The sequence below is a fragment of the Pseudonocardia sp. ICBG1293 genome (assembly GCF_020131355.1).
Classification (GTDB): domain Bacteria; phylum Actinomycetota; class Actinomycetes; order Mycobacteriales; family Pseudonocardiaceae; genus Pseudonocardia.
Map to the genome: position 1 here is coordinate 113,931 of NZ_JAHLEL010000054.1, position 23,556 is coordinate 137,486.

Here is a 23,556-nt window from a genome sequence, read left to right on the forward strand (position 1 = left end):
CTCAGCGGGCCGTCGCCGCGGCGAGCTGCGGTTCGAGCCGGTCGATGGCGTGCAGCAGCGCGTCCGGGCCGCTGTAGGACAGCGCACCGCCGAGCGGGTCGGAGAACGTGGTGTAGAGCGTGCGGCCCTCGCGGACGACGTCCAGCCGGGCGAACGACGCCGAGGCCGTCATCTGCTCCTCGGTCGCGCCGTTGACGAACAGCACGTCGCGGTCCAGCAGGTCGAGACGCTCCTCGCTGACCTCGCCCGCGCTCTCCTGGGTCGCGAACCCGAGCGCGTCGAACAGCGCGCGGCGCGGGTCGCCGGCGGGGATCAGGTAGTGGCCACCGTTCTCCGGGCCGAAGTCCTCGACGAGCACCTTCCCGGCGAACTGCGGGTGCGCAGCACGGACGGCCGCGATCCGGTCGCGGACCTGGGTCACGCGCTGCCGGGCGAGGTCCTCGCGCCCGATGGCACGCCCGGTGGTGAGCAGCTGGACGTCCCACGGGGTCTGCTCCGGCGGGTACGCCGCGGACTGCACCACGGTCGGCGCGATCGCCGACAGCTTCCGGTACATGTCCTCGTCGACGTCCTCGTAGATCGCGAGGATGACGTCGGGTCTGCTCGCCGCGACGGCCTCCAGGTCGATGCCGTCCTCACCGGACTGCGGGACCTCGGCGCCCTTCGTCACCGCCTGCACCCACGGGAAGGTCCAGTAGGCGTCGAACCAGGAGCGGGTCATGACGGGGACGACGCCAAGCCCCAGCACGAAGTCCTGGTCGTTCCAGCCGACCGTCGCGACCCGCTCGACCTGCACCGGGACCGTCGTGCTGCCGTAGCGGTGCTCGATCGTCGCCCCGGTGGGTGCCGCGGCGGGCGCGGGCGCCCCACCGCACCCCGCCAGGACGGCGACGGCCAGCGCCGTCGCGATCAGCCCGACCAGTCGTGCCCGCACCATCGTCGCCACCTCCACGGCGGCGTCCCTCGCCGGCGCGGTGGTAGACCATCAGGTGAGGTTAGGCTCATCAATAGGCCGTGAGGGTGATGCGGGTCCTGGAGGGCGACGCGTCGCACCGCTCTCGGCGATCCCGGGAGCATCGGACGGCGTGGCGGGACGGACGGTGGCCGAGGTCGGCTCACCCATGCCGCTCCGGCTCCCGGCGCGCCGTCCGGCCCCCCACCGCAGCGTCCCGACGCAGACCGTCCACGACGAGGGTGACCACTCCGTCGGCCTCGGCCCGCCACCCGGGACGCGCATGGGCGGCGCCGATGCCGTGCAGGGCCATCAGCACCGCACCGGCGTCGACGTCGTCGCGCAGGGAACCGTCCGCCACACCCGCGGCCACCAGCTCGGCCACCGCGTCCTCGAGCTCGTGCCCGCTCCCGCCGCCGGCGGACAGGAAGGTGGCCAACGTGCGGGCCAGGCCCTGGTGCGCGTCGATGTGGTCGATCATGTCCCGCAGGAAGAGCGCCAGCGCCTCGTCCGCGGACCGCGTCGCGCCGAGCCGGCGGGCACGGTCGCTCAGGATGGCGATCTCCGAGCGGTAGACCGCCTCGGCCAGCGCCTCGCGGGTGGGGAAGTTCCGGTAGAGCGTGCCGGTTCCCACGCCGGCCAGACCGGCGAGGTCGTCGTAGCGCATGTCGAAGAACCGGCCGGTGTCGAAGACCTCGCGCGCTGCGGTGACGATCGCCTCGCGGTTCCGCCGGGCGTCGGCACGCAGCGGCTTGTCGGTCGTCACGGGGCACCTCGCTCGCATCGAGGGTGGAGATCGTCCTCCCATCGTGCCCCAGCCCCAGCCCCCGGCCGCGGGACAGGACCCCCTCACCAGGTCACCGGGAGCCGGTGCAGACCGAAGATGGTCGCGTCGTCCTTGAAGGGCAGTTCGTCGACGTCGACGGCGAGCGCGAGCGTGGGGATGCGGCGGAACAGGGTGTCGAACACGATCTGCAGCTCCATCCGGGCCAGGTTCTGTCCCAGGCACTGGTGTGGCCCGAACCCGAAGGCGAGGTGGTGCCGGCCGCCGCGCTCGATGTCCAGCTCGTCGGGATCGTCGAACACCCGCGGGTCGCGGTTCGCCGCGTAGGTCAGGGCCAGCACCCCCTCACCCGCGCGGATCAGCCGGCCGCCGAGCTCGACGTCCTCGACGCACAGCCGGGCCGTCGCCGCGTCCAGGATCGTGAAGTACCGCAGCATCTCCTCGACCGCGGCGGGGGTCCTGGCGGGATCGGCCCGGATCGATGCGAGCTGCTCCGGGGCGCGCAGGAGCGCCACCGTCGCCAACGAGATCATGTTCGCCGTCGTCTCGTGTCCCGCCACGATCAGCAGGATCCCCAGGCCCGCCAGCGCCGGCCGCCGGTAGGAACCCCGCTCGCGCTGCAGGCGGATCTGGCGCCCGAGCAGGTCGTCCGGCGGGTCGGCCTCCTTCTCCGCGATCAGGTCGCTCAGGTAGCCGCTCAGTGCGGCGCCGGCGGCCGCGCGCTCCTCGGGTGGCGTCGCCCGGGCGATCAGCGCGGTCGACTTCTCCTGGAAGAACGTGTGCGCGGAGTAGGGCACACCGAGCAGCTCGCAGATCACGAGCGACGGGACCGGCAGCGACAGTTCCTCGACCAGGTCGGCGGGCCGGGGCCCGGCCAGCATCGCGTCGATCCGCTCGTCGACGATCTCCTGGACCCGTGGCCGCAGCGCCTCGGTGCGTCGCAGGGTGAACTCACCGAGTACCGCCCTGCGGGCCACCGGATGTTCCGGCGCGTCCATGCTCAGCAGCACGGGCTCTTCGTCGGGGGTCCCGGTCACGGCCGCGCCCAGCACCAGCTGCGGAAAGCTCGGATGCCCCCGGTCGGCGCTGAACCGCCGGTCGTTGAGCACGGTGCGGACGTCCTCGTGGCGGCTGACCACCCACGCCGACCGGCCGTCGGGCAGCCGGACCTGCGCGACCGGGTCCTCCTCCCGGATCCTCGCGTAGGCCGGCGGCGGGGCGAACGGGCAGGTACGGGCCTGCGGGAACTCGTCGATCGTCGTCATGTCGTCCTCCGGTGCGTGGGCAGTGGGCGCGGGCGGGTGGGCGGCGCTCAGCCGGCCCCGGCCCGGGCGAAGAGATGCTCGGCCGCGTCGAGGCGGGGGGTGGCGATGCCGAGTCGACGTGCCTCGGCGAGGGCGTCCCGGCAGACCGCACGCGGCTCCTCCGCCTCGGGATCGGCGTGCGCCGTGAAGCTGAGACGCGCGGGCGGGAGGACGAGGGTCGCCACGGCGAGGACGCCACCGACGGCCCGTGCGGGAGCACGCAACGGGAGGAGAGCGACCCGGTGCCGGCCCAGGTCGACCCCCCGTGCCTCGAGGACGGGAAGAAGCTCGCGACCGACCAGCATCGCCGCGCGCAGGTCCCCCGGCGACCCGGCGAGGTCCGCCAGCACGCCCCGCCGCAGCCCCTGCGCGTGCATCCCGACGTCCGCTGCGAAGTGGATCCACAGCCAGCCGCGGAAGTCGGGCTGCTCGCGGATCCGCAGGCCGGCGTCGCGGAAGGTCGTGCGGACGGCCGACTCACGTTCGCTCGGCGCCCCGCCGAGGGTGCCGAACAGGACCGAGGGCAGCAGCATCGCGCGCAGCACGCCGTCCGCGCCGAAGCCGCCTCCCGCCTGCGGGAACCCCCAGGCGACCCGGTCGACGGGGAGATCTCCGATCACGTCCAGCGGTTCGTCCCAGATGTTGCCGAAGACCAGCACCGTGGCCCGGCCGATCCTCGGTGTCAGGAACGCGGCGGCCTCGGCGAGGCGGTGGTGCCCCACGCTCAGCACGATCAGATCGATGTCGTGGTCGTCCTCGAGCTCCTCCCGCAGGCGCACCGGCCACCGCTCGACGACGGGGCGCCCCCACGGCCGGTGCCGCAGGTCGGCGAGCTCCATATCGACCGCGTCGCCGTACGTCGCGGCGCGCCCCGGGCGGACGAGGAACTCGACCTCGTGGCCGGCCTGCTCCAGCACCCGACCGTACACGGTTGCGATCACGCCACGGCCGATCATCAGGATCTTCACGCCGCACCCCTCGCCGTTGAATTGGAGACCATCTCCACTTGTACGATATGGAGACAGTCTCCACATGTCAACGACGGGCGGGGCCCCGAGGCGGGCGCACGGGAGTCGACCGGATGGCGGCGGGCACGCGTTCCGGACCCGGAACACGCAGAAGGGCCGCCCTCCCGTGCGGGAGGACGGCCCTGTGCGAACGGCACGCCTACGAAGAGATTCAGATGGTGGAGCTGAGGGGAATCGAACCCCTGACCTTCTCGATGCGAACGAGACGCGCTACCAACTGCGCTACAGCCCCCGGTGTCCCAGGCCCGCCCTCGCGGGCCGACCTGAAGAACACTAACAGACCCCTATTCTCCCACCGCACGCCGGTGGGGGGTGCCCGTGTCGTACTCGTCGACCTCCTCCTCGGCGTCCACGTCGACCAGTGACGTCCCGGCCGGGACGGGGGGTGGCGGCGCTGCGGCGAGCCGCGGGAGCGACGACTCGTGCTCGGTCCCGACGGGCCCCTCGACCGTGCGGCCGCGGGCCGGGAGCACGCCCAGCGGCTCGCCGGTGCCGCGGACCCGGGTGGGCTCGCCGTCGTCGGCGGTCCAGTCGTCGTCCTCGTCGACGGGACCCGCGGTGTCGGCGGTCGCGTCCGCCTCGTCGTCGGGCCGATCGGCGCCGGAGGCGTCACGGCCACGGTCGGCCCACTCGTCGAGCTCGGGATCGTCGGCGGCCGGGGACCGGCGGGTGCCGGCCAGCCGGGCGGCGCGGCGGGCCCGGATGCCCTCCTCGATGCGGACCTGGCGGCGCAGGTAGGTCAGGTAACCGACCAGGCCCGCGCCGACGGCGCCGGTGACCCACCAGAACACCGTCGAGACCAGCAGCGCGGCCGCACCGGCGGCGATCAGGAGCACCAGGAGCCCGAGGACGACGCGCTGACGGAACGCGTACTTGGCGTGTGCGGCCGCGGCGGCGGCCTCGGGGTCGAACCCCCCGCGGCCGGGGCGGTAGCGGGCCGGCGGGCGGGACCAGCCGTCCTCGTCCTCCTGGTCCTCGTCGAACCCGTCCGCCACCGCATCGTCGGCGTCGGCGTAGTGGCCGTCGGAGTCGTAGCGGCCGTCGGAATCGGCGCCGCGGTCGTCGAGGCCGTCGTCGTCCTCGGCGCCGTCCTCGGTGTCGTAGCGGTCGTCGGACCGGGGGTCGCGCTCCCGCTCCGGCCACGGCCCCTCATCGGTCCCGGCCCGGTCGCGGGGGCCGGGACCGTCGTCGCGCGCCCCGGGGTCGTCGCGGCCGAATGCCGCCTCCCCGGGGCCGCGAACCCGTCCCTCGTCGTCGATCTCGGTGTCCTCGACGTCGTCGTGGGCGTGGTGGTCGGTCGCGTCGACGCGCTCGCGCGGGGTGGGGACGTCGTCCCGCGCCTCCGCCAGCTCGCCGACCGTGGTCGGACCGGATCGCTGTGTCACAAGAACCTCCGGGTGTCGATGCCGCGCGGGACGTTCCAGCACCCGCCCGGAGAGCAGCGCCGGGCTGAGCCGGGCCACCTCCTGCTGACGCCGGGCGACGGTCGGGACGAGGATCAGCAGCCAGAGCACGACCAGACCCACGAAGATCAGAGAGCTGGGCACGGGCTGCCTCCTCCCCGACCGGCGCAGTCCACCCGGTGGAACGGCCCCGATCCGCGCCACCGCCGATCACCGTAATCGGGCGGGCGCCCGCACCCGGGTCGCGACGCGCCGTGGTCCCTCGGACGGACGGTGCGAAACCAGGGACGCACGGTGCACGTGTGACTCCGGTGAGTGATCACCGGTGCTGCGCAGCGTCAGGGCCGGGCGGCGCGTCCGTCGCGCACCAGCCGGGCGGCGAAACCACCCGGCGGGCTCTCCTCGGCGGTCACCGCGTAGGCGTAGTGGTCGCGCCAGGCACCGTCGACGTCGAGGTAGCGCTCCAGCAGCCCCTCACGACGCAGCCCGAGCCGGGCGAGCACGGCGATGCTGGCCGCGTTCTCCGGGCGGACCGTGGCCTCGACCCGGTGCAGCCGGACGGGCCCGAAGCAGTGGTCCAGGACGAGTGCGACGGCGGCGGTGGTGATCCCGCGCCCGACCAGTGTCGAGTCCAGCCAGTAGCCGACGTACCCCGACAGCAGCGGCTCGCGGACGACGTTGCCGACCATCACGTGGCCGGCCATCGCCCCGTCGACGGTGATCGCGAACGGCAGCGACAGCCCGCGCCGGGCCGCCCCGCGCAGCAGCCACCAGCGACCGGGCCACTCCACCCCGGAGTTGCGGCGTGCCCAGCCGCCGTGGGTCGTCGGCTCCCAGGGGCGGAGGACGTGCTCGTCGCGCACCCGGATCCGGGCCCAGTCACCGCCGTCGCGCAGCCGCACCGGGCGCAGCCCCACCTCGTGCCCCCGCACCCGCAGCGGCCCGAGCACCACCGGCCAGCCGGGGTGACCGCCGGGCGGTTCGGGGACGGCGGACGGTGGCACGCGGGTCAGTTCCGCCCGCGGGGAACGAGCTCGACGTGCTCGCCGACGGTCATCTCGGTCACGTCGGACTCGATGACCGCGAGCGCGTTGACCTCGGACAGCACGGCCAGCAGGTGGGTGCCCGACGCCCCGAGCGGCTGGGCGAGCAGCTCGCCGTCGTCGTCGGACCGCAGCAGGCGCGCCGGGACGTAGGAGCGCCTGCCGGCCGGGGAGACGATCGGCGAGGTCAGCCGCGCGGTCCAGGTGCGGCGTACCGGCTCCTGGCCCAGCGCCAGCCGGACCAGCGGCCGGACGAACACCTCGAACAGCACCAGCGCGGTGGCCGGGTGCGACGGGAACAGGAACACCGGCACGGCGTCCGGGCCCAGGCGTCCGTAGCCCTGCGCGGAGCCCGGGTGCATCGCGACGCGTGTGTCGTCGATGCCACCGAGGTCGGCCAGCCCGCTCTTGGCCTCGGCCGCGGTCGTCCCCCCGCCCGCACCGCAGACCACGACGATCTCCGACGCCGGCAGCAGGTCCTCGACGGCGCCGCGGATCTCCGCGGCGCTGCCGCCGACGGTCCGGGGCCGGTTGGTCTCCGCGCCCGCCTCGCGGGCGGCGGCGACGACGGCGTGCGAGCAGACGTCGGCGACCTGCCCGGACGCGGCCGACCGGCTCACCTCCACCAGCTCGTCGCCGACCGAGACGACCGAGACCCGCGGGCGCGGGTGCACGAGCAGCTTGTCGCGGCCGGCGGCGGCGAGCATCGCGACCTGGGCCGAGCCGACGACCTCGCCCTCGCGGACGGCGACGTCACCGGACTGGACGTCCTCCCCCACCCGGCGCACGAAGCCCGCCGAGGGCACGCCGCGGCGGATCGTGAGGCGCGCGGTGCCCCCGTCGGTCCACCCCAGCGGGGCGACGGCGTCGGCGAGGGTCGGCAGCGGCGCCCCCGCCGCGACCCGGACGGCCTGGCCGGGCTGCAGACGCAGCGGCTGGCGCGACCCCGCGGCGATCTCCCCCACCACCGGGACGGTGACCGGGGACGCGTCGGTGGCCCCGGCGACGTCGACGCTGCGCACCGCGTAGCCGTCGATCGCGGCCTGGTCGAAGACCGGCAGCGGACGGGCCGCGACGACCTCCTCGGCGCTGCGCAGACCCTGCGCGTCGGTGATCGCGACGCGCACCGGTGCCGGGCGCACCGCCACGTCCAGGATGCGGGACAGGTGATCGGTGACCGTGCGCACTCTCAGTCCTTCAGTCGCTCGTTCAGCCAGTTCCGCAGGTCCTCGCCGTACTCCGCGTGCTCCAGCATGAAGTCGACGGAGGCCCGTGCGTACCCGGCCGGGTTGCCCAGGTCGTGCCGGCCGCCGCGGTGCACGACGACGTGCACCGGGTGCCCCTCGGCGATCAGCAGCGCGACCGCGTCGGTCAGCTGCAGCTCACCGCCTGCGCCGGGGGTGATCCGGTCCAGCGCGTCGAAGATCGCCCGGTCGAGCAGGTAGCGACCGGCCGCGGCGAACGTCGAGGGGGCCTCGTCCGGGGACGGCTTCTCGACCATCCCGTGGACCTGCTTGACGTCGTCGTCGTCGTCGGTGTCGGAGACCTCGAAGACCCCGTACGCCGCGATCTGCTCGCGCGGGACGTCGAACGCACACAGCACGCTGCCGCCGTGCCGCTCGCGGACCTCGGCCATGCGGGCGAGCACGCCCGTCGGGAGGACCAGGTCGTCGGGCAGCAGGACGGCGACGGCCTGCTCGTCCTGCGCCAGCGCCGGGCCGGCCTGGGCCACCGCGTGACCCAGGCCCTTGGGCTCGTACTGGTACACCGACTCGACCTCGAGCAGGCCGGGCGCGCGGCGGACCTTCTCCGCCAGCTCGTCCTTGCCGCGGCCCTCCAGGGTCTTCACCAGCTCGTCGTCGGTGCGGAAGTAGGCCGCCACCGAGTCCTTGCCCGGGGAGGTCACGACCAGCAGCCGCTGCGCCCCGGCCTCCGCGGCCTCCGCGGCGACCAGCTCGATCCCAGGCGTGTCGACGACGGGGAGCAGCTCCTTCGGCACGGCCTTGGTCGTCGGCAGGAACCGGGTGCCCAGACCCGCCGCCGGGACGACGGCGGTGCGGAAGGCCCCGGTGCCGCTGGACGTCTGCACGCTCATGGTCGGCGAGCCTAGCCACAGCTCTAGCCTGGGGCGGTGACGGCTCGCGCGGAGGACGGTGGCGGATCGTCGCCTGATCAGGGTGCACCGGCCGGTGGGACGAAGCGGGCACTGCGCCGCGCCCTGCTCGCCCGGCGCCGGGAACGCCCCGCGCCCGACCGGGCGGCCGCGACCGCGGCGCTGGCCGTGCACCTGTGCGCGCTCGCGGCCGTGCGCCCCGGCCCGGTGGCCTGCTACCTGCCGATCGGCACCGAACCCGGCGGGGCGGGCCCGGGCGTGCCGTCACTGCCCGACACGCTGCTCGCCGCCGGGCACGAGGTCCTCGCGCCCGTGGTCCCGGAGCTGCCGGGGCCGCTGGACTGGACCGTCCACCACGGCCCCGAGGACCTGGCCCCCGGACCGCTCGGCGTCGTCGAGCCGACCGGGCCCCGGCTCGGGCCCGCCGCGCTGGCGTCGGCGGGCCTGGTCGTGGTGCCCGCACTGGCCGTCGACCGGCGGGGGCGACGCCTGGGCCGCGGCGGGGGCTTCTACGACCGGACGCTCCCGCTCGCCGCGCCCGGCGCCCTGCTGGTCGTCCCGCTGTACGACGGCGAGCTGCGCGACGAGGTCCCGGCCGAGGAGCACGACGTCGCGGTCGGGTCCGTCGTGCTGCCCCGCGACGGGGTGGTGCATCTCTCGCCCTGACCGTGTGGACGGGTCGGACCGGCCGTCGCCCCGGAGTATGCTGGCACTCGCTCTCGTCGAGTGCCAGCCCGCGGGCGGGCACCGCCCCGTTTCGTCCGGAGGATGTTGTGCCGACCTACCAGTACGCATGCACCGCGTGTGACCACCGCTTCGAGGCGGTGCAGTCGTTCTCCGACGATGCCCTCGACACCTGCCCGAACTGCGGCGGGAAGCTGCGCAAGGTCTTCTCCTCGGTGGGCATCGTGTTCAAGGGCAGCGGCTTCTACCGCACCGACTCCCGCTCGGGCTCGGTGAGCGGTGGGTCCTCGTCCGACTCGGCGAAGTCCGAGAGCTCCTCGTCGAGCTCGTCCTCGGACTCGGGCGGCTCCTCGTCGTCGACGTCGTCCACGACCTCGTCCTCGTCCTCGAAGGCCGCCGCCGCCTGATCCGTCCACAACCGGCCGGGTTGTCCACAGGCCGGACGCACGGCCGGCCCGCGCCCACCCCCCGTCCTAGCGTCGTCACGACGACGACGGAGGGTGGCCATGACGGAGCGGACAGAGCGGGCGGAGCGCCCGTGGGACCGGCTGCTGCGGCGGCCCTCCTGGTCACGGGCGCTGCTGGCGCGCCGCCTGCTGGCCGCCGTGCTGGCGGTCGCCGCCGTGGTGGTGGCGTTGCTCCCCGCCCCCGGCGCCGAACGGGTCCCGGTACTGGTCGCGGCTCGTGACCTCGGCCCCGGCACGGCGCTGGGCCCGGCGGACGTCCTGGTGGCCGCCTGGCCGCCCGCCCTGGCCCCGGCCGGCGCCCTGACCACGTCCGCGGCCGTGACCGGGCGGCTGCTCGCCGGGCCGGTCACCGCGGGGGAACCGATCGGCGAGCTGCGACTGGTCGGCCCCGCGCTCGCGGTCGCCGCCGGCGGGCCGGACGCCTCGGCGGTGCCGCTGCGCCCGGCCGACCCGGCGGTGGCCGCACTGCTCTCGCCCGGATCCCGGGTGGATGTCGTGGCGGCCGGTCCGGACGGCGCGCGGGTGCTGGCCGCCCGGGCGGGGGTGGTGGCCGTGCTGCCGCCCGCCCCCGGGGCCGCCGGGGCGCGCGCGGACCCGGGGCCGCTGGTGCTGGTCGCGCTGCCCGAGGCCGAGGCGACCGCGGTGGCGGCGGCGACGCTGGCCGGCGAGGTGACGGTGACCCTGCGGTGAACGCGGCGGCCCTTCTCGTCGGGTGCGGCTCAGCCCCCGTGGTGCGGCGGGCGGTTCTCGGTGAACCAACGGTCGGGGTCCGCGGCCTCCCGCTCGTCGGCGGCGCCGTGGTCGGCCCGCTCGTCGGCCGAGGTCGAGGGGTCGTCGCCGAAGATCTCCTCGATCCGTCGACGCATCCGGTCCGCGGGCTCGCTCATGACCCCATGGTGCCGCGCCGGGGCGGAGCGGGTGCATACCGATCACGCGTCACCTTCCCGTGCCGGGTTCGCGGCGCCCCACGGCGACGGGCCCGGGTGACACCATGGGGTCAGCCGTACGCATCCGCCCGGGTACCGGGCGACGACAGGAGAGGTGGACCGCTCATGGGGTTCCTGGACAAGGCACGCGAGGCGGCCGAGAACGCGATCGAGAAGGCGAAGCCGCACCTGGACAAGGCGATCGAGCACGCCGGCCCGCACCTGGAGAAGGCGAAGGAGAAGGCGGGCCCGCTCGTCGGCAAGGCCGCGGAGAAGGTCGACCAGGCGACCGGCGGCAAGTACTCCGAGCAGATCGACGGGGTCAAGGGCAAGGTCGAGGGCGCCCTCGGGCACAACGACCCGGCCGCGCCCGGCGCCGGCACGCACGGCGGCGCCGTCCCGCCGGTGCCCCCCGCCCCGCCCGGTGGCGACGCGTTGAAGCCGCAGGGCAACCCGGCAGCGTCGCAGCAGCCGCCCGCCGTCCCGCCGGTGCCCCCCGCCCCGCCCGGTGGCGACGCGTTGAAGCCGCAGGGCAACCCGGCAGCGTCGCAGCAGCCGCCCGCCGTTCCTCCGGTCCCGCCGGAGCGCAAGGACGGCGGCGGCGTCCCGCCGGTGCCCCCGGCGAACTGAGCACCGCAGACCGACGGGCCCCGGCGCGCGCCGGGGCCCGTCGGCCGTCGTGGGACCGGTCGTGGACCGGTCAGTCGTCGAGGCCGGACAGCTCCGAGATGACGTGCGGGACGAGCGGGGTCAGCGTGGCCATCCCGTCCCGGACGGCCGCACGCGAGGCAGCCAGGTTGACCACGAGCGTGCTGCCCGAGACGCCGACGAGGCCCCGGGACACCCCGGCGTCGACCGCACCGGCGGCGAGGCCGGAGGCGCGGATGGCCTCGGCGATACCCGGCACCGGCCGGTCGAGGACGCCGGTGGTCGCGTCCGGGGTGACGTCGCGCGGCGAGACGCCCGTGCCCCCGACAGTCACCACCAGGTCGACGCCGCCGATGACGGCGGTGTTCAGCGCACTGCGGATGGCCACGACGTCACCGGGGGCCGAGACCACGCCGTCGACGAGGAAGTGGGCCTCCTCCAGTAGTTCGGTGACCAGCGGCCCGGTGCCGTCGGACCGCTCGCCCGCACTCACCCGGTCGTCGACGATCACCACGAGGGCACGGCCGATCTGCGGACCCGACATCTCCATGACGGCCAGCCTAGCGTCGGCCGGGGTACGCCCGGGGGAGGCCGTGCCGGTGCGGGGAGGGGGTCCGGCACCGACACGACGCTCCGGGCATATTCGGTGGGGCACCACCGAATACGGGACCACCCCATCACGGCTGTAGTTCACACGTCAACGATGTGCGGCGCGTGCCACCCACCCGGCCCCGTCCGGTCGGGCGGCGTCCACCCGCCCGGGTCGTCGCTGTTCGCCCAGCGTCACCTCGACGGCCCGGGTCGCCCCGCCGGCGTCGACGACCTCCAGCTGGACGACGCTGCCCGGCGGCTGCGACCGGACCGCGGCCTGCAGGTCGGTGCCGGTGGTGATCCGCTGGTCGCCGAGCCGCGCGACGATCTCCTGGAGCCGCAGACCGGCCCGGGCGGCCGCGCCGTCCGGGGTGATCTCCTGGATCACCGCGCCGCGCAGCTGCGGGTCGCTGCCGACGGTCACGCCGAGCACGGCGTGCGTGGCCGTGCCGCCGTCACGCAGCTGGTCGGCGATGCGGCGGGCCTGGTTGATCGGGATCGAGAAGCCGACCCCGATCGAGCCGCCGCCCGGCCCGGCCGTCGCGATGGCCGAGTTGATGCCGACGACCCGGCCCTCGGCGTCCACCAGCGGCCCCCCGGAGTTGCCCGGGTTGATCGCGGCGTCGGTCTGGATGGCGTTCAGCACGGTGTCGGCCGCCCCCGGCGCGCCCGACTCGGCCGGGATGCCGACGGCCCGGTCGACGGCCGAGACGATGCCGGTGGTGACCGATCCGCCGAGCCCGAGCGGCGACCCGAACGCGGTGACCTGCTGCCCCACCCGGACCCGGTCGGAGTCGCCTAGGGCGTGTCTCCTAAAGTGCGCAACCAGGTGACGATGGCCTTCAGTGCAACTCCGCCGCGGTAGGTCAGGGCGAGTTTGTCGTAGCGGGTCGCGAGGCCGCGCCACTGCTTGACCTCGCAGAACCCGCGTTCGACGACGTTGCGGCCGCGGTAGTCGACCCGGTCGAACGCCGGTGGTCGACCGCCGCGTGTGCCGCGTCGTTTCCGGTGTCCCTGCTGGTCAGCCGGCTCCGGGATGACCGCGACGATCCGTCGTCCGCGCAGGTGGGCGCGGATGGCGCGTGAGGAGTAGGCCTTAGAGGTCGTTTCAGAACGACTTGTCGAGTTTCCATTGACCCCTCGACGACAGATCAAACGGCAGGTCAGATAGCCGCTTGTCGTCTACAACAGACACGTCGACCTCGTTCTGAAATGACCTCTTAGAGGTCGTTTCAGAAGTCGGCGTGTCGGTCCTGTGTGGATCGGCGCTGGTAGCTGATCATGTCCGGTCGTGGCGCGGCGATCTTGTGTCGAGCGATTGGTGAGCGACGAGCTGTGGGCGCTGGTGGAGCCGCTGCTGCCCAAGCCGCGCAAGCACAAGCGGGGACGGACAGGCCGTCCGCGGGTGCCGGATCGGGCCGCTCTGGCCGGGATCGTGTTCGTGCTCAAGACCGGGATCAGCTGGAACGCGCTGCCCGCCGAGCTCGACTGTGGGTCCGGAGTGACCTGCTGGCGGCGGCTACGGCAGTGGCAGCAGGCCGGGGTCTGGGCCCAGCTGCACCGGGTGATGCTCGACCGCCTCGCCCAGCAGGGCCTGCTGGACTGGTCGCGGGCGGCGGTGGACAGCGTGAGCGTGCGGGCCAAGCGCCGCGGCGAGGCCACCGGGCCCTCGCCGACCGATCGCGGGAAGGCGGGCAGCAAGTACCACGTGCTCTGCGACCGAGGCGGGCTCCCGCTGCATGCGCTGGTCACCGGGGCGAACACCCACGACAGTCGGATGCTCGCCCCGCTGCTGGACACCAACCCCGGCGTCCGCGAACGGGCGGGACAGCCGGGGCGTCCGCGACGTCGGCCGGACAAGGTGCACGCCGACAAGGGCTACGACTATCCCCGCTGCCGCCGCTACCTGAGTGGGCGTGGGATCGGGGTGCGGATCGCCCGGCGCGGGATCGAGGACTCCACCCGGCTCGGGCGGGTCCGCTGGGTCGTCGAGTGCACCATGTCCTGGCTGCTGGACTTCCGCCGCCTCGCGCTGCGCTACGACCGCGCCGAATCCACGATCACCGCGCTGTTATCGCTGGCCTGCGCCCTGATCTGCCACCGCCGCCTCACCAAGCCGAAGCCGAAGCCGAAGTGATGGTCGACCCAGCCCTCGCTGAGGCACTCGCCTACGAGGTCGGGGCCAGCGGCCGCCAGGCCAGCCACTCCAAGGCCCGGTCGGCCTCGTCAGGGTCGAAGCGGTGCGGGTCGAACGGCCCGCCCGCCCACTCCAGGCGCTCGGCGCGGTCGGGATGGTCAGGGTCGGCGAGCACGGCCTGGAAGTCCTCATACCCCCCGATCCCGCCGACGTCCTCGGGCGGGCACGCCCCCTGCCCGGCGACGCATCGCGGATAGCACACTCCCGGCTCGACGGCCGCGACCGCCTCGACGGTGATCTCGTGGGCCCAGTTGTCACCGAAGTCGTAGACGTAACCGAACCGGTCACCAGCCTTGACCAGCCGAAACAGCTTCTCTTTCGTCTCGTCGGCGACATCCTGTCCGGGCCAGTCCGGGTCTGGGATCCCGTAGCGGCGCCCGACGATCTCGAACTCGTGCAGATGAGAGTTCGTCCAGCCCATCACTGACTGCACCACCTCGTGCAACACCGCCAAGTCGACCTCGCCCGGCACCTGCACCCGACGCCGGACCGCCGGCACCACCTCGGTCAGGACGATCTCCAACTCGAAAATCTTCGTCTTCTCAGACACACGAGGCGCGACCATCAGCCGATGCTGCCAGCCCCGCCGTCACCGGCAGAACCGGGCCCACCACTTCTGAAACGACGTCTTAGAGGTCGTTTCAGAACGACTTGTCGAGTTTCCATTGACCCCTCGACGACAGATCAAACGGCAGGTCAGATAGCCGCTTGTCGTCTACAACAGACACGTCGACCTCGTTCTGAAATGACCTCTTAGAGCGTCCGGCAATTGATCGTTACCGCAGCCGGCGGGTGGTGGGCCTATCCGGCCAGCGGTAGCGGTTGCGGGCCGCGTTGATCAGTCTGCGGATCACGGTGAGTGCGGCGGCGAGGTTGAGGTAGAACGCGGCGATGACGGTGCGCCGGTCGGTGAAGCGGCGGAGCTTGCCGTAGCCGTTCATCCAGGAATGGGTGCGCTCGACCGGCCACCGCTTACCGACCTGGATCGGGGCGGGCCGGCCCTTGGTGGCGATCTGTGCGTCGAACCCGAGTCGTTCGAGCAGATCGCGGGTCTTGCCTGAGTCATAGCCCCGGTCCAGGTGCAGGCACGGTCGCTCGGGCAGCGGCCCGATCATGTCGTAGATCCCGATCAGGGTCGGTTTCAGCAACGGCGAGTCGTGGTCATTGGCGCGGGCGCTGATCAGGTGCAGCGGGATCCCCGCACCGTCGCAGACCACGGAGCGTTTGGTGCCCTGTTTGCCCCGGTCGACCGGGTTACAGCCGGCGACCTCGCCACCGCAGGGAGCCTTGGTGATCGCTCCGTCGGCAGACAGATCGTCGAGGTCGAGACCGATCATCTAGTCATAGCCGGCCAGCGCGGCCCGAAGGACCTGCTCCCCGACGCCAGCGGCGGCCCACTGGGCGAGACGGCGGCGGATCGTGCGGTCCGAGCAGCCGGGGGTGGCAATGCGTTCGTAGCCGCTGCCGTGCACCAACGCCGCGAGCACGTGCTCGAACACCAGGCGGTCGGGGATACGGCGGCGGTGACATCCCCACGGATGGGCCGGGTCGAACTCCGGGCGCCGCTCTGCCTCGATCAGGGCAGCGAACTCGACCCAGAGGGGGTCGATCAGCGATTCTGGCAATAGAGGCACGGACCCTCCAGGCGACCATCAGGACATCAGCAATCCGATGATCACCCGAGGTCCGTGCCTCTACCTGCAACGACACCCCCACGACCTCATTTGCCGGGCGCTCTTATCTGCGCGGACCCGCTCGGGCCGGGTCCGCGGTCGGCCCGGACCGACCCGTCCGACGCGCAGATGTGACATCAGGTGCGCGAACATCGGGGCGTCACCGGCCTGGCCAGGGCCGACCAGTACGACCAGCGGGCGGCCGTGTCCGTCAACGAGCTGGTGGATCTTCGTGCCGAGCCCTCCGCGGGAGCGGCCCAAGGCGTGATCGGGCGGCTCGATCAGCAGATTCTTGTAGTTCGATCCGGCCCCCTGTGTCCCGCTGCAGGGTCGCGGCGTGTTGGTGAGCGCGGATGATCGTCGAGTCGACCGACACGGCCCAGTCCACGAGACCGGCGGAGTCGGCATCGGCGAGCAGAGCTGCGAGAACCTGGTCCCAGGTGCCGTCACCGCAGTAGCGGCGGTGGCGTTTCCATAGGGTCTGCCACAGCCCGAACTCGACCGGGACATCACGCCAGGCCAGCCCGCAGCGGAACCGGTAGATGATCCCCTCGATCACTCTGCGGTGATCGGCGAACGGGCGCCCTGGCATCCCGTCCGACGAGGGCAGTAACGGCTCGAGTCGGTCCCACTGGGCATCGGTCAGGACGGCACGGCGCGACACCTACTGATCATCGCGCAGGCCCGACCAGCCGGGTTAGGAGACGCGCCCTAGTGTCGCGTAAACGATGTTCTTTGACCGGGTCGGCAGTGGTTGAGTAGGTCGTCTGCGGGTTTGGTCCAGATGAACGGGTGGCAGCGTTCGTTCCAGCCGTCGATGAACCGGCCGATCGCGCCGATCAGTTCTCTGACGCTGCCGAAGCTGCCACGGCGAATGGCCTGGCGGGTGATGACCCCGAAAAAGACCTCGACCATGTTCAGCCACGATCCCGAGGTCGGGGTGAAGTGCAGGGTGATCCGCGGGTTGCGGGCCAGCCAGGCCTTCACTGCGGGGTGCTTGTGGGTCGCGTAGTTGTCCACCACCAGGTGCAGCTTGCGCCGCGGGTAGGCCTTCGCGACCTGCTTGAGGAACCGCAGGAACTCCTGATGGCGATGCCGCGGCAGGCACGCCTGCTCGACCCGCCCGGTCGCGACCTCTAACGCCGCGAACAGCGTGGTGGTGCCGTGACGGACGTAGTCATGCGTCCGTTTCTCCGGGATACCGGGCATGATCGGCAGGATCGGCGCTGTCCGGTCCAGGGCCTGGACCTGGGATTTCTCGTCGACGCAGAGCACGACGGCCTTGTCCGGCGGGTTCAGATACAACCCGACGATGTCGCGGACCTTGGCTTCGAGCTCGGGATCGGTGGAGAACTTGAACGTCTCGGACTTCCACGGCTGCAGCCCCCACCGCCGCCAAATCTTGCCGATCCACACGTGGGAGATCCCGAGCTCGGCACCGAGCAGCCGTGACGACCAGTGCGTGACTCCGAGCCGCTCAGGCGGCGGTTCCAGCGTGGCGAGCACGACCGCGACCTCGTCGATCACCGGCGGCCGGCCCGCCTTGGGCCGGTCGGCCAGCCCGGCGATCCCCTCAGCGGCGTAACGCTTCTTCCACCCGATCACCGTCGCCTTCGACGCCCCGACCAGTGTGACGATGTCCTTGACCGCCACCCCGTCCGCGGCCAGCAACACGATCCTGCCCCGTCGGGCCAGTCCCGCCGAAACCGACGAGGAACGCAGCCAGGACTCCAACACCTCGCGGTCGGCGGCCGGAACGTCCACGGTCACAGTCAACGGCACAGCTCATGATCCCGTAAACCAGCCCGTGAGTAAAGTAACCTAGTTACCGCAACACTAGCTCCACGGCGCGCAGCCCCGGCAGGTCGGTGCGCACGAGCGCGATGTCGGACTGCGGGTCCTGCCCGACGATCGTGCCGACGGCGGTGCGGCCGTCCTCCAGGACGACCCGCAGCGTGCCCCCCTGGGCCGCCGGTGCGACGACGTGGTTGTTGGTGAGGATCAGGCCGTCGTTGCCGACGATCATTCCGGACCCCTCGCCGCGGTCGCCGACGTTGCCCGCGCCGCCGTCGACCCGGATCTGGACGACGGCGGGCAGCACCTTCTCGGCGACGGCCTCGACCGTGCCGGGGGCGGCGGAGCCCCCGGCCCCGCCCGCCAGACGCGCCCCGATCAGGCCCCCCAGGGCCCCCGCGACCAGGGCGATGAGCAGCCCCGCGGCGACCAGGACGACACTCCGGCGGCCGCGGCCCGGCGGACGGCGCGGCGCGGGCGGGGCGCCGAGGGCCCACGGGGGCGGGACGGGCCCGCCGGAGGCGGCCCCGCCTGCCGTGTCCGGATCGGCCGGGAGCTCCCGGGTGCCGTCCGCGGGGGCCGCGGTGGTGCCCGGGGACGTCGCGTCCGGCGCGGTGGTGGTGCCGTCGGCGACGGCCGGTCCGGCGGCGAGCGCCTCGGCGGAGTCGGAGCCGGGGCGGGCCCACGGGTTGGCGGGCACGGCCCAGCGGTCGGTGGGCGGGTCCTGGGTGGAGACGGCCTCGGTGTCGGGACCGAGGTCCTGGTGCGGGGCGGCACCGTCGTCCGCCGGGGCACCGGTCGGGGCGGGGGACGCGCCGGCGGCCGCGGACGTGCCGGCGGCCACCGCGGTGCCGTCCGGGGTGCCGTCCGGGGTGGGCGTGCCGCCCTCGGAGGTCGTGGACGAGGCGCCGGGACCGGCGGCACCGGTGTCCCGGTCCGGGGCCGCGCCACCGGCCCCACCGCCGTCGGGGTCCGCGGCGCCGGATCCCGCCGTCCCCGGGGAGGCCCCGCCCGACCGGGCCGTCCCGTCCTGCCGCCGACCGGAGGGTCCCGCGTCCGCACCACCCGCGGGGCCCGGTGCCCCGTCGGGACCGGCGGTGGCCCCACCGGACGTCGCGTCGGCGGGACGCGCGTCGGCCGCGGCCCCCCGCTCCCCGCCGTCGTCGGGGGACCCCGCCGCCGCGGCGTCGGGGGTCGTGGCGTCGGGGGTCGCGGCGTCGGGGGTGCTGCGGTCGCGGGTGGTCCCGTCCCCGGAGGCCCCGCCGGACGGGCCCGCTCCGGCGCGGGTCGGCTCGTCGGGCGGGTTGTCCTGGGTCATGCGTCCACCGTCCGTCGATTCGCAGATGCCGCACCCCGTCCCCGGGGTGTCGCACCAGGCTATGGGCTGTCCGGGTCCGCCACATACCGGCCCGGCAGGGCCATGGAGAGCAGCGCACCGCCCTCCGGCGCGCGCCCGGCGCGTACCTCTCCCCCGTGCCGCGCCGCTGCCTGGGCGACGATCGAGAGCCCCAGCCCGGAACCGGGCATGGTGCGCGAGGTGTCGGCCCGGTAGAAGCGGTCGAACACGTGCGGCAGGTCCTCCGCGGCGATCCCGTCCCCCGCGTCGGCGACCTCGAGGACCAGCCACTCCGGGGAGATCGGCACCATCGACAGCCGCACCGTGCCGCCCGGAGGGCTCCACTTCACGGCGTTGTCGAGCAGGTTGAGCACCGCCCGCTCCAGGGCGCTGGCGTCGCCGTCGAGGACCCACGGGGTGCGGTGGACCTCGAACGCGACCTCGCCCGCACGCCGCTTGACCCGGTCCAGGGCACGGTCGACGATCTCGGTGAGCTCCAGCGCCTCGCTGGTCATCGTCGGGGCGTCGTCGCGGGCGAGCTCGACGAGGTCCCCTACCAGGTGCGACAGCTCCTCGACCTGGGCACGCACGTCGTCGAGCAGCTCGGTGCGGTCCTGGGCGGGCAGGTCGGGGGTGTCCGGCCGGTCGGCCGAGGCCAACAGCTCCAGGTTGGTGCGCAACGAGGTCAGCGGGGTGCGCAGCTCGTGCCCGGCGTCGGCGACGAGGCGGCGCTGCTGCTCGCGCGACGCCGCCAGCGCCCCGAGCATCGTGTTGAACGACTGGGTGAGCCGGGCGAGCTCGTCGGACCCGGAGATGGGGATCGGCCGCAGGTCACCGGTCTTCGCGACGCGTTCGGTCGCGGCGGTCAGCCGCAGCACCGGCCGCAGCCCGGTGCGCGCGACCGCGACCCCGGCGAGCGCGGCCAGCACGACCCCGCCGAGCCCGACGATCGGCAGTGCGGTGCCCATCCGGGTCACCACCCGCGTCATCGTGTCCAGCCGCTGCGCCAGCACCAGCGCGCGCCCGTCACCGGCCCGGACGGCGACGATCCGGTACGGCACCCCGTCGAGCTCGGCCGTGCGTCCCGGCTGGGTCGGCCCGCCCTGGGCGACCTCGATCTCGGGCTCCCCCAGCGGCGGCCGCGACGACTCGTCGGCCGAGGTCGCGATGCCCGAGGAGTAGACGAGCGCGATGTGCAGGTCGGCGGCGCCGAGCACGTCCGGCGGGAGCGCGGCGAGCAGCCGCGGGTCGATCAGGTCGCTCTGCGCGGCGGCGTAGGCGCGCTGGCGCAGCGTCTCGTCCAGGGAGCTGGTGAGGTTCTGGCGGACCACGAGGAACGCGGCGGCGGACACGAGCAGCACCATCGCGGCGGCGACGAGTGCGGCGAGCACCCCGATCCGCGCGCGCAGCGTGAACCGCTCACGGTCCGGCTCGGCCACCGGCCCGCGACGCCACCAGCGCTCGGCCCGCTCCTCGTCGGGCGGGAGCGTCTGGGTCACGGCGGGGTGTCCCGCAGGACGTAGCCGACGCCGCGCACGGTGTGGATGAGCCGCGGCTCGCCCTCGGCCTCGGTCTTGCGGCGCAGGTAGCCGACGTAGACCTCGAGGGCGTTGCCGCTGGTCGGGAAGTCGTAGCCCCACACCTGCTCGAGGATCTGGGCACGGGTCAGCACCCGGCGCGGGTGCGCGAGCAGCAGCTCCAGCAGCGAGAACTCGGTGCGGGTGAGGCTGATCGGCCGCCCGCCGCGGGACACCTCGCGGGTGTCGGGGTCCAGCGACAGGTCGCCGAAGGTGAGCGCCGGGCTGGTGCCCGCGTCGTCGTCGGCCTCGGGGGTGCGGCGGCGCAGCAGCGCACGCAGCCGGGCCAGCAGCTCCTCCAGCGCGAAAGGTTTGGGCAGGTAGTCGTCGGCGCCGGCGTCGAGTCCGGCGACCCGGTCGGACACCGCGTCGCGGGCGGTGAGCACGAGGATCGGGAGCGCGTCACCGGCGCTGCGCAGCCGCCGGCACACTTCCAGCCCGTCGACGCGCGGCATCATCACGTCCAGGACGAGCGCGTCCGGCCGGTCGGTGAGCATCTTGTCCAGCGCGACCTGGCCGTCCTCGGCGAGATCGACCTGGTAGCCGTTGAAGGCCAGCGAACGACGCAGCGAGTCCCGGACCGCCTTGTCGTCGTCGACCACCAGAATGCGCATGGCGGCCAGTCTCGCCGACGGCTCTGAGAGGAACCTGAGCAGGCCCTGATCAGCGGATGCCGATCAGGACCCGGCGGCCCGTCAGGACGCCTTGTACGCGGCGGCCATGTCCTCGTCCCCGTGCCCCCGCTCCGAGGCCCGCAGCAACCGGTCCCGCACCGCGGCCGCGACGTCGAGCCGGGTGCCCGAGCCCTGGGCCGCGGCGACGATCAGGCCCGCGTCCTTGGCCGCGTTGTCCACGGTGAAGCTGGGTGTGAAGTCGTCGTCGAGGATCGCCCGCGCCTTGTTCTACAGGTAGGGCAGGTCCAGCGGGCCACCGGCGACGGCGTCGAGGAACGCCTGCGGGTCCACCCCGAGACCCTGGGCGAGCGCGACGGACTCCCCGGTCGCGGCGGTGACCGCCAGCACCCAGCTGTTGGCGACGAGCTTGAGCCGGCTCGCCTGTGCCCTCGTGCAGTCCTCGGCGCCCCAGACGGTCGCGCGGCCGACGGCGTCCAGCACCGGCTCGACCCTCGCCCGCGCCGCGGGGTCGCCGGCGACGAACACGGTCAGCTGCCCGGCCTCGGCCGGGGCCCGGGTGCCGAGCACCGGGGCGTCGAGCAGGACGAGACCGTGCCGGTCGGCGACCGCGCGGAGCTGCTCGAACGGCTCGACCCCGACGGTGGTGGTCTGCAGCCACACCTGGCCCGCGGCGAGACCGTCGGCGGCCCGCTCCAGGACGGCGGCGACGTCCCCGGCGTCGCCCAGCATGGTCACGACCACGTCGGCGTCCCGGACGGCGTCGGCGGGGTCGGTGCACAGGGTGGCCCCGGCGTCGGCCAGCGGCCGGGCCTTGGCCGCCGTCCGGTTCCAGACCCGCAGGTCCAGCCCGGCGGCGAGGATGTTGTGCCCCATCCCGGCGCCCATGATCCCGGTTCCCAGCAGCGCGACGGTCGTCATGGCGTCCACGGTAGATCCGCTCCGGTGGCCCCGCCGGGTATCGGGTACCCGGCCCCGATGAGCGACGACGTCGAGTTCTTCTTCGATCCGATCTGCCCGTTCGCGTGGGTCACCTCCCGCTGGGTGGTGGAGGTCGCCCGCCGGCGCGAGCTCGCGGTGCACTGGCGGCCGCTGCCGCTGGCGATCCTCAACGAGGGGATCTCCTACGACGAGCGCAGGACGGTGTCGGAGTCCTACCCGGACTCCCACCGGCGCGGCCTGGAGATGCTCCGGGTGGTCGTGGCCGCCGCCGAGGCGCACGGCCCGCACGTCGTCGGCGAGCTCTACACCGGTTTCGGCGAGCTGGTGTGGGACTCCCCCGCCCCGGACGGTGAGGGGTTCGACCCCGTCATGCGGGTCATGGCGCAGCGGCGCGACCTGCGCCCGGTGCTGGAGCGCCGCGGGCTCGACCCGGGGCTGGCCGCCGCCGCGACCGACGACTCCCACGACCGGGGCCTGCGGGCGAACGTCGAGGAGGTCCGCCGCCGCTGCGGCGACGACGTCGGCACCCCGGTCCTGGGATTCTCCCCGCCGGACGGCCCCGCCCTGTTCGGCCCGGTGATCGACACGGTGCCGTCCGGCGAGGACGCGCTGCGGCTGTGGGACGCGACGTGCACCCTCGCCACCTGGCCCGGGTTCGCCGAGCTCAAGCGCAGCCTGCGCTCGTTCCCCGACACCCCGTTGACGGCCCGCCTCGCCGGCGGCCGGACGACGGTGCGCTAGGAATCCTGCTTCACTGGCGTCCGTGACCGACACGGGTGAGCCCGTCTTCTCCAACCGGACCGGACGCCCGCCGGGCCGGATCATCACCGCGGTGTCCCGGTTCGTGCCCGGGATCCGACGCGTGCAGCAGCAGATCGAGCCGTACGCGGAGCACTGGGAGGAGCGCAACCGCGCCGAGCTGGCGCGGACCGGGCCGCTGTGCGTCGTCCTCGGCGACTCGATGGCCCAGGGCGTCGGCGCGTCGCACCCCGAGTGCGGCTGGGCCGGTCAGCTCATCGGCAGGCTGCCCGGGTGGCGGCTGGTGAACCTGTCCCAGTACGGCGCCCGGGTCGAGGACGTCCTCGACGCCCAGCTCCCCGTCGCCGAGGGGCTGCGTCCCGACCTCCTGCTGTGCCTGATCGGCTCCAACGACCTCATGCAGCCCCGCCACCAGGACGGCGTCGGGAACCGCTACGCGGCCCTGCTCGACCGGCTGCCCCGGGGCACCGTGATCGGGAACCAGCCGGGCACCTTCGCCGCGGCGCTGCAGGTCAACGGCCTGATCGACGACGCCGGGCGGCACCGCGGGCTGGTACTGGCCGAGCTGCGCGACCCGCGGACCCGGCACTGGCGCGGCAAGCTCGCCTCGGACCGGTTCCACCCCAACGACCGCGGCTACGCCGCCATCGCCGAGGTGTTCTCCGAGGCGCTGCGCCGGGCGGGTCGCTAGGGGCGGGCACCC

At 73.9% G+C, this 23,556-nt stretch carries 28 protein-coding genes, 1 tRNA gene and 1 pseudogene; 7 read left to right on the top strand and 23 right to left on the bottom strand.

The genetic code is table 11. From position 1 onward, the window contains the following. Position 1 precedes the first annotated feature (1 nt). The 9 genes from KPF47_RS31220 to KPF47_RS31260 form a co-directional block, all read right to left on the bottom strand. Positions 2-952 carry an ABC transporter substrate-binding protein gene (locus tag KPF47_RS31220; protein ID WP_224392358.1) on the bottom strand — a complete coding sequence of 317 codons (951 nt, stop codon included), beginning with the start codon at positions 950-952 and terminating at the stop codon, positions 2-4. A gap of 163 nt (positions 953-1,115) precedes the next feature. Further along, positions 1,116-1,718, bottom strand: coding sequence for a TetR/AcrR family transcriptional regulator (locus KPF47_RS31225; RefSeq protein WP_224392359.1), 603 nt, complete (start codon positions 1,716-1,718; stop codon positions 1,116-1,118). A gap of 83 nt (positions 1,719-1,801) precedes the next feature. Continuing rightward, the gene (locus KPF47_RS31230; RefSeq protein ID WP_224392360.1) at positions 1,802-3,001 is read right to left on the bottom strand and encodes a cytochrome P450; all 1,200 of its coding nucleotides are present in this window, start codon (positions 2,999-3,001) and stop codon (positions 1,802-1,804) included. A 47-nt stretch (positions 3,002-3,048) separates the two neighbouring features. After that, positions 3,049-4,008, bottom strand: a complete 960-nt coding sequence (locus tag KPF47_RS31235) for a ketopantoate reductase family protein (protein WP_224392361.1) — start codon at positions 4,006-4,008, stop codon at positions 3,049-3,051. A 216-nt stretch (positions 4,009-4,224) separates the two neighbouring features. Beyond that, positions 4,225-4,300 (bottom strand) — tRNA-Ala (locus tag KPF47_RS31240). 52 nt (positions 4,301-4,352) lie between these two features. Beyond that, complete coding sequence (gene glpR, locus KPF47_RS40525) at positions 4,353-5,615, bottom strand: gephyrin-like molybdotransferase receptor GlpR (protein ID WP_308015540.1); 1,263 nt, start codon at positions 5,613-5,615, stop codon at positions 4,353-4,355. A 194-nt stretch (positions 5,616-5,809) separates the two neighbouring features. Continuing rightward, positions 5,810-6,475, bottom strand: a complete 666-nt coding sequence (locus KPF47_RS31250; protein ID WP_224392362.1) for a GNAT family N-acetyltransferase — start codon at positions 6,473-6,475, stop codon at positions 5,810-5,812. Between the two features lie 5 nt (positions 6,476-6,480). Continuing rightward, positions 6,481-7,701, bottom strand: coding sequence for a gephyrin-like molybdotransferase Glp (glp, locus tag KPF47_RS31255; RefSeq protein WP_224392363.1), 1,221 nt, complete (start codon positions 7,699-7,701; stop codon positions 6,481-6,483). A 2-nt stretch (positions 7,702-7,703) separates the two neighbouring features. Beyond that, on the bottom strand, positions 7,704-8,609 hold the full coding sequence (locus KPF47_RS31260) for a UTP--glucose-1-phosphate uridylyltransferase (RefSeq protein ID WP_224392364.1): 906 nt from the start codon (positions 8,607-8,609) through the stop codon (positions 7,704-7,706). Between the two features lie 36 nt (positions 8,610-8,645). Here KPF47_RS31260 and KPF47_RS31265 point away from each other — a divergent pair, with 36 nt between their 5' ends. From KPF47_RS31265 to KPF47_RS31275, 3 genes are all read left to right on the top strand, one after another. Beyond that, positions 8,646-9,293: a 5-formyltetrahydrofolate cyclo-ligase gene (locus tag KPF47_RS31265; RefSeq protein WP_224392365.1), complete on the top strand. Its 648-nt coding sequence runs from the start codon at positions 8,646-8,648 to the stop codon at positions 9,291-9,293. A 107-nt stretch (positions 9,294-9,400) separates the two neighbouring features. Then, positions 9,401-9,718, top strand: coding sequence for an FmdB family zinc ribbon protein (locus tag KPF47_RS31270; protein WP_224392366.1), 318 nt, complete (start codon positions 9,401-9,403; stop codon positions 9,716-9,718). A 99-nt stretch (positions 9,719-9,817) separates the two neighbouring features. Continuing rightward, positions 9,818-10,468 (top strand): SAF domain-containing protein, encoded by a 651-nt coding sequence (locus KPF47_RS31275; RefSeq protein ID WP_224392367.1) that lies wholly within the window; start codon positions 9,818-9,820, stop codon positions 10,466-10,468. Between the two features lie 29 nt (positions 10,469-10,497). On the opposite strand, the gene KPF47_RS31280 is transcribed toward KPF47_RS31275, so the two are convergent. After that, positions 10,498-10,665, bottom strand: coding sequence for a hypothetical protein (locus KPF47_RS31280; protein WP_224392368.1), 168 nt, complete (start codon positions 10,663-10,665; stop codon positions 10,498-10,500). Between the two features lie 165 nt (positions 10,666-10,830). Here KPF47_RS31280 and KPF47_RS39785 point away from each other — a divergent pair, with 165 nt between their 5' ends. After that, positions 10,831-11,334, top strand: a complete 504-nt coding sequence (locus tag KPF47_RS39785; RefSeq protein WP_305080488.1) for an antitoxin — start codon at positions 10,831-10,833, stop codon at positions 11,332-11,334. Positions 11,335-11,404: 70 nt separating this feature from the next. On the opposite strand, the gene KPF47_RS31290 is transcribed toward KPF47_RS39785, so the two are convergent. The 3 genes from KPF47_RS31290 to KPF47_RS31300 form a co-directional block, all read right to left on the bottom strand. Continuing rightward, positions 11,405-11,896, bottom strand: coding sequence for a molybdenum cofactor biosynthesis protein B (locus KPF47_RS31290; RefSeq protein WP_374108932.1), 492 nt, complete (start codon positions 11,894-11,896; stop codon positions 11,405-11,407). A 153-nt stretch (positions 11,897-12,049) separates the two neighbouring features. Further along, on the bottom strand, positions 12,050-12,721 hold the full coding sequence (locus KPF47_RS31295; RefSeq protein ID WP_374108922.1) for a S1C family serine protease: 672 nt from the start codon (positions 12,719-12,721) through the stop codon (positions 12,050-12,052). Between the two features lie 20 nt (positions 12,722-12,741). Continuing rightward, positions 12,742-13,098, bottom strand: a complete 357-nt coding sequence (locus tag KPF47_RS31300; protein ID WP_374108923.1) for a transposase — start codon at positions 13,096-13,098, stop codon at positions 12,742-12,744. A gap of 136 nt (positions 13,099-13,234) precedes the next feature. On the opposite strand from KPF47_RS31300, the gene KPF47_RS31305 reads away from it, so the two are divergent. Next, a complete protein-coding gene (locus KPF47_RS31305; protein ID WP_224392371.1) occupies positions 13,235-14,080 on the top strand; it encodes an IS5 family transposase in 846 nt (281 codons plus the stop codon). Positions 14,081-14,111: 31 nt separating this feature from the next. Here the strand turns inward: KPF47_RS31305 and KPF47_RS31310 are convergent, their stop codons facing one another. The 10 genes and pseudogenes from KPF47_RS31310 to KPF47_RS31350 form a co-directional block, all read right to left on the bottom strand. After that, complete coding sequence (locus KPF47_RS31310) at positions 14,112-14,705, bottom strand: plasmid pRiA4b ORF-3 family protein (RefSeq protein ID WP_224386178.1); 594 nt, start codon at positions 14,703-14,705, stop codon at positions 14,112-14,114. Positions 14,706-14,916: 211 nt separating this feature from the next. After that, positions 14,917-15,774: pseudogene (locus KPF47_RS31315) on the bottom strand (IS5 family transposase). A 60-nt stretch (positions 15,775-15,834) separates the two neighbouring features. After that, entirely contained in the window at positions 15,835-16,074 is a 240-nt protein-coding gene (locus tag KPF47_RS31320) for a hypothetical protein (RefSeq protein WP_224392624.1), read from the bottom strand. Continuing rightward, on the bottom strand, positions 16,025-16,477 hold the full coding sequence (locus KPF47_RS31325) for an IS5 family transposase (protein ID WP_224391430.1): 453 nt from the start codon (positions 16,475-16,477) through the stop codon (positions 16,025-16,027). The genes KPF47_RS31320 and KPF47_RS31325 overlap by 50 nt, the downstream gene beginning before the upstream one ends. Before the next feature lie 47 nt (positions 16,478-16,524). After that, positions 16,525-17,589, bottom strand: a complete 1,065-nt coding sequence (locus KPF47_RS31330; protein ID WP_255659546.1) for an IS630 family transposase — start codon at positions 17,587-17,589, stop codon at positions 16,525-16,527. A gap of 49 nt (positions 17,590-17,638) precedes the next feature. Further along, the gene (locus KPF47_RS31335) at positions 17,639-18,925 is read right to left on the bottom strand and encodes a S1C family serine protease (RefSeq protein WP_224392372.1); all 1,287 of its coding nucleotides are present in this window, start codon (positions 18,923-18,925) and stop codon (positions 17,639-17,641) included. A gap of 59 nt (positions 18,926-18,984) precedes the next feature. After that, entirely contained in the window at positions 18,985-20,442 is a 1,458-nt protein-coding gene (locus tag KPF47_RS31340; RefSeq protein ID WP_224392373.1) for a HAMP domain-containing sensor histidine kinase, read from the bottom strand. Next, positions 20,439-21,134, bottom strand: a complete 696-nt coding sequence (locus KPF47_RS31345; protein ID WP_224392374.1) for a response regulator transcription factor — start codon at positions 21,132-21,134, stop codon at positions 20,439-20,441. The genes KPF47_RS31340 and KPF47_RS31345 overlap by 4 nt, the downstream gene beginning before the upstream one ends. A gap of 81 nt (positions 21,135-21,215) precedes the next feature. After that, a complete protein-coding gene (locus tag KPF47_RS40530) occupies positions 21,216-21,374 on the bottom strand; it encodes a hypothetical protein (RefSeq protein ID WP_374108924.1) in 159 nt (52 codons plus the stop codon). Between the two features lie 48 nt (positions 21,375-21,422). Then, on the bottom strand, positions 21,423-22,073 hold the full coding sequence (locus KPF47_RS31350; RefSeq protein WP_308015541.1) for an NAD(P)-dependent oxidoreductase: 651 nt from the start codon (positions 22,071-22,073) through the stop codon (positions 21,423-21,425). A gap of 57 nt (positions 22,074-22,130) precedes the next feature. Between KPF47_RS31350 and KPF47_RS31355 the strand changes: the two genes are divergently transcribed. Both KPF47_RS31355 and KPF47_RS31360 read left to right on the top strand, forming a co-directional pair. Continuing rightward, positions 22,131-22,835 (top strand): hypothetical protein, encoded by a 705-nt coding sequence (locus KPF47_RS31355; protein WP_224392375.1) that lies wholly within the window; start codon positions 22,131-22,133, stop codon positions 22,833-22,835. A 22-nt stretch (positions 22,836-22,857) separates the two neighbouring features. Then, positions 22,858-23,544, top strand: coding sequence for an SGNH/GDSL hydrolase family protein (locus KPF47_RS31360; RefSeq protein ID WP_224392376.1), 687 nt, complete (start codon positions 22,858-22,860; stop codon positions 23,542-23,544). Positions 23,545-23,556 lie beyond the last annotated feature (12 nt).

Coding starts and splice junctions, on each gene's coding strand:
- KPF47_RS31345 (WP_224392374.1), bottom strand. CDS start 21,134: ATGCGCATTCTGGTGGTCGACGACGACAAGGCGGTCCGGGACTCGCTG.
- KPF47_RS31355 (WP_224392375.1), top strand. CDS start 22,131: ATGAGCGACGACGTCGAGTTCTTCTTCGATCCGATCTGCCCGTTCGCG.
- KPF47_RS31230 (WP_224392360.1), bottom strand. CDS start 3,001: ATGACGACGATCGACGAGTTCCCGCAGGCCCGTACCTGCCCGTTCGCC.
- KPF47_RS31260 (WP_224392364.1), bottom strand. CDS start 8,609: ATGAGCGTGCAGACGTCCAGCGGCACCGGGGCCTTCCGCACCGCCGTC.
- KPF47_RS31310 (WP_224386178.1), bottom strand. CDS start 14,705: ATGGTCGCGCCTCGTGTGTCTGAGAAGACGAAGATTTTCGAGTTGGAG.
- KPF47_RS31350 (WP_308015541.1), bottom strand. CDS start 22,073: ATGACGACCGTCGCGCTGCTGGGAACCGGGATCATGGGCGCCGGGATG.
- KPF47_RS31335 (WP_224392372.1), bottom strand. CDS start 18,925: ATGACCCAGGACAACCCGCCCGACGAGCCGACCCGCGCCGGAGCGGGC.
- KPF47_RS39785 (WP_305080488.1), top strand. CDS start 10,831: ATGGGGTTCCTGGACAAGGCACGCGAGGCGGCCGAGAACGCGATCGAG.
- KPF47_RS31280 (WP_224392368.1), bottom strand. CDS start 10,665: ATGAGCGAGCCCGCGGACCGGATGCGTCGACGGATCGAGGAGATCTTC.
- KPF47_RS31275 (WP_224392367.1), top strand. CDS start 9,818: ATGACGGAGCGGACAGAGCGGGCGGAGCGCCCGTGGGACCGGCTGCTG.
- KPF47_RS31290 (WP_374108932.1), bottom strand. CDS start 11,896: ATGTCGGGTCCGCAGATCGGCCGTGCCCTCGTGGTGATCGTCGACGAC.